This is a genomic window from Campylobacter concisus, assembly GCF_902460595.1.
Classification (GTDB): domain Bacteria; phylum Campylobacterota; class Campylobacteria; order Campylobacterales; family Campylobacteraceae; genus Campylobacter_A; species Campylobacter_A concisus_BL.
In genome coordinates this window covers 1-2,902 of sequence record NZ_CABPVA010000019.1, presented here as the reverse complement: position 1 = coordinate 2,902, position 2,902 = coordinate 1, and the positions used below count along the sequence as shown (strand labels likewise).

The 2,902-nt window shown below is 29.9% G+C and carries 4 protein-coding genes; 1 reads left to right on the top strand and 3 read right to left on the bottom strand.

Annotated elements, in window-relative coordinates; genetic code table 11:
* Positions 1 to 4: 4 nt before the first annotated feature.
* The 3 genes from F3G86_RS10020 to F3G86_RS10010 all read right to left on the bottom strand — a co-directional run bounded on the left by F3G86_RS10020 (position 5) and on the right by F3G86_RS10010 (position 2,092).
* Positions 5 to 265 (bottom strand): hypothetical protein, encoded by a 261-nt coding sequence (locus F3G86_RS10020; RefSeq protein WP_107969407.1) that lies wholly within the window; start codon positions 263 to 265, stop codon positions 5 to 7.
* 122 nt (positions 266 to 387) lie between these two features.
* Positions 388 to 1,824 carry an AAA family ATPase gene (locus F3G86_RS10015; protein ID WP_107969404.1) on the bottom strand — a complete coding sequence of 479 codons (1,437 nt, stop codon included), beginning with the start codon at positions 1,822 to 1,824 and terminating at the stop codon, positions 388 to 390.
* Positions 1,825 to 1,855: 31 nt separating this feature from the next.
* Positions 1,856 to 2,092, bottom strand: coding sequence for a DNA-binding protein (locus F3G86_RS10010; RefSeq protein ID WP_103567046.1), 237 nt, complete (start codon positions 2,090 to 2,092; stop codon positions 1,856 to 1,858).
* A 116-nt stretch (positions 2,093 to 2,208) separates the two neighbouring features.
* Between F3G86_RS10010 and F3G86_RS10005 the strand changes: the two genes are divergently transcribed.
* A partial coding sequence (locus F3G86_RS10005) for a helix-turn-helix domain-containing protein (RefSeq protein WP_149723767.1) occupies positions 2,209 to 2,902 on the top strand: 694 nt, incomplete at its 3' end.

The window sequence follows — 2,902 nt, the reverse complement described above, 5'->3', positions numbered from 1 at the left end:
TCCACTATTTATTTAAAACTATTTTTCCTCTTTCTGAAAATATGATTGTTCCGTTGAAATCCTTAACTATATCGTGTAACTGCTGCAAGCTTACTGGATTAATAACTTCAATAGGGTATTGTCCAGTTTCTTGATATATCTTTTTAATCTCCAATATATTGATTGTTTTTTGAACAAGAAAAAACATTCCACAAACTGCAAGACAAGAATAAGTAATGGATAAAATAGTTGAGCATATTTTATAAAAATATCTAATTTTAATCATTTTTAAATAACCTTCTTGATTTATTCTTTACTTGTATCAAAATAACCCAAAGTAAGTAAGGTTAAAAACGATACTATTACGACCATTAGAAAACCAATAAAAAAGATATCAACTATCATTCATTAGCCATCACTTCTTAAAACTATTTTTAATTCATTAATAGTCTTAATCTTTAATAAAATATTTAATAGTTCATCGCCGCCAAAAAACGTCGGATACGAATTTTCCTTATCATAGTCCTTTATACATTGTTTTAACTCATTTACGAGCGGATCAAGATCGTTATTTATTATTTCAATATCTACACAATAGCTTCCTACAGATGCTCGTATCGTTGAATACCCATGTTGATCAACATTAGATATAGGCTCAATATTAACAGGAATGGCGGTTAAAAACTTTAAATTGCTCTTGTTTATAGAGAGTTGGTTGCTATTGGCTACTTTTGCGCTTTCAAAATAATTGGTTGATACTTCGACTTTATGAACGTCGAAATTTACTTGTTCTGATTTTGGTGTTTTATTCATTATTCTGCTCACAAATACCTTTTTATTACAATTTTGATATCCTCTTAATCGTTTAATATCAAAAAGTTTTCCATCAAATTTGTCAAATAATTTCCAAAGCGTATTACGTCCAACCGTTTCATAGTAGTTTTTATTTGCAAGTTTTTGTATGGCTATTGCAAGATCGCTTTGACAAATTTCACCTTTTTGATCAATAATTTCTTGTGCCAGTTGCAAAGATATCTTTTCTTTGTCGCTTAGCCCAATAAAATCATCTTCAATAAATTTTAGATCTAATTCCCTGGTATCGATTAAAGCAACCATCTCTTTTGTATGGCTTCTCTTTTTCTTTGGTTTTAAGCTAACAATCATTTCATTGTCGTTGATAGAAATCGAGCTGTCACTTTCGTTTTGTAAATAGTAAGCTTCATCTACACTATCCATAAAGGCTGTAGCGCCTTTATAATTCTCATCGTTTTTATCCATTCCCTGCTTAGGTTGGTGGTGGAGGAATATAATGGTAGCACCCTTGTCTCTCAATCCTTGCAGGTCTGCCATAAATCTTGTTATATTATCATCTTTACTTAGACTACCTTTTATAAAATTTCTAATACTATCTATAATAATAAGTCGATTTTTTATTTCACCTGCTTTAAATTCTCTGTTTAACTTTTTAAATATAGTAAATCTATGCGAGCTGTTAGAGAGAATATATTTTATTTTTCCACTGCTATTATCCATAATTTTATCGACTTGTCTACTCTGTAATATATCAATGCCATTATCAGCATCCATATAAACGATTTCATCTAGATTGACATTGTTTTTCACTAAGTAATTACAAAGATGGATAGCAAACATGCTCTTGCCTGCACCAGCGCCAGCATATACCATGTTTAAGCTCTGTTTTGAAAGGAAATTCGGTATCAGCCATTCAAAATTAGTATTTTCAATATCCAAAGCAGTGAATTCCTTGACATTTATGATTTTATTTGATAGAATATCAGTGCTTTTGTGGGTTGTGCTATGGCTATGGTGGTGGTTCCGCTTCATATCACAACCTTTTTTCTTTTACTGCAAATCATTATCTTCTTTCCTGTTCTATTAACCATTCTTTTACACTCTCTAGTCTATACAATATTCTTTTACCTATTCTGATATATGGTAAAGGAGGGATCTTTGCTTTACGTTTCTCAGTATAATTTACACTAAATCTAAGCCTAGTTTGTTTATCTATGCTTATTCCAAATAATTCCTCGAACTGCTCTGGAGTAATAAATTCATTCTTTTTTTCTATTTTTTCATCTACTACATCAATCATAAAAAGACAACCTCCTAAAAAATCTAATATCATTTTATATCTCACAACCTTATACTACTCTTAATACATTAACAAATAATTTTAGATTTGCTAAAATAAATAAAAAAAGGAAATTTATGAAAACAAATGGATGCGGTGACAAACTAAGAAGATTACGCAATGCCTATGGACTTACTCAGAGTGAGTTTGGTGATAAGATCGGAATAAGTAGAGTTAGGGTAAATTCTTATGAAAATAATATAAACCCACTTCCCATACAAGTCAAATACAAGATTGCCGAAGCTACTGGTTTTGGAATTGACTACTTTGATACAGATATCGATATAGCTACTGCAATTAGCAAATATAATATTGAAACTGACAATGGTAAGCTTCAAATAAGAGCTAATTCTGAAAGCATTTGCACAATTTATGATGATCTATACGATTTTGCAAACCAAAAAGAAAGCATTGATCCTTACTTACAAAGTATTAAAATTCTTTCAAAACTATTTAATCTATCAAAGCCATATGACTATAATTTTATTACCGTAACAAACAATAAGGCAGCTCCATTCGCAACAGATGGAGATATTTTAATTATTGTAAGAGATAACATCCCAAGAGATAATGCCCTCTTGATTTTAAGAGTTAATAATGAGGTATTAATTAAGTATTGCCGTATAAACCCTTTTAATCAAAACCTTAAGTTTTTTTCAAGCAAAGATGATTTCTCCAATATTGAACTTTCTCAAAATGAACTTAATAAAATAGAAATTTTAGGATACGTCATAAACATTTTTAAGAACTATCAACCTAAATATATTGAAG